1 protein-coding gene is annotated in these 1,088 nt (G+C 66.5%); it reads left to right on the top strand.

Translation table 11 applies throughout. The features are described from left to right. Nucleotides 1–94: 94 nt before the first annotated feature. Nucleotides 95–1,088: IS481 family transposase (locus EDF27_RS00055; RefSeq protein ID WP_123656474.1), on the top strand; the 994-nt coding region annotated here is incomplete at its 3' end.

Raw genomic sequence — 1,088 nt, 5'->3', positions numbered from 1 at the left:
TGTAGTTCCCCGGGACGTTGTGAACGGGTGACGTAAGTGAAGACCTCCGGGACGATGTGAGTTACCACACACCACGTCGTCACCGGAGGTCTTCGTGACTCACGCTAATGCCCCGTTCACTCCAACGGGCAGGGAACGCCTTGCCCGGCTGATCGTCGTCGACGGCTGGCCCGTCCGTCGGGCCGCGGAACGGTTCCAGTGTTCGCCGGCGACGGCAGCGAAATGGGCTGCACGATACCGAGCGGGCCTGTCGATGGCCGACCGGTCGTCGAGGCCGTTGTCGAGTCCGACCAGAGTCCCGTCCCGGCTGGAACGCCGCATCCTCGCGTTGCGGGTCACCCGGCGGTGGGGACCGCACCGGATTGCGTTCCACCTGGGCCTGGCCCGCTCGACAGTTGGACGTGTCCTGGCGCGGTTCCGGATGCCGCTGCTGCGCAACATTGACCAAGCAACCGGGCTCCCGGTTCGCCGGCCGACTCCGGTGCGATACGAGAAGTCCCGGCCGGGTGAGCTCGTCCACGTCGACATCAAGAAGCAAGGCCGCATCCCAGATGGTGGCGGCTGGCGCGCTCACGGACGCGGGTCTGCCCAGGACCGCGCCGCCGGCTCGAATCGTGATCGTGCTGCTCGACGAGGCGCGCGTGGTTCTCGCGGGTACCGGTTCCTGCACCACGCGGTCGATGATCACTCCCGGCTGGCGTATTCAGAGATCCACGACAACGAACTCGGCGCCACCGCTGCCGGGTTCTGGGCCCGCGCAAACACGTTCTTCGCCGCCGCGGGGATCCATGTCGAGGCCGTGATGACCGACAACGGTGCGTGTTACCGATCCCGCGACTTCGCGACCGCCCTCGGTGACGCGAAGCACCGCTTCACCAGGCCCTACCGGCCGCAGACCAACGGGAAGGTCGAGCGGTTCAATCGAACCCTCGCCGCGGAATGGGCCTACGCCCGTCACTACGACAGCGATGCAGCCAGAACCGCGACCTACGCGGACTGGCTGCATCACTACAATCACCACCGACCACACACCGGCCTCGGCGGCCAAACCCCATCAGATCGCGTTCATAACCTCACGGGGAACTACA

Source organism: Curtobacterium sp. PhB136, assembly GCF_004346855.1.
Lineage (GTDB): Bacteria > Actinomycetota > Actinomycetes > Actinomycetales > Microbacteriaceae > Curtobacterium.
Note: the sequence above shows the minus strand (reverse complement) of the source record. Positions and strands in the feature narration are given on the sequence as shown.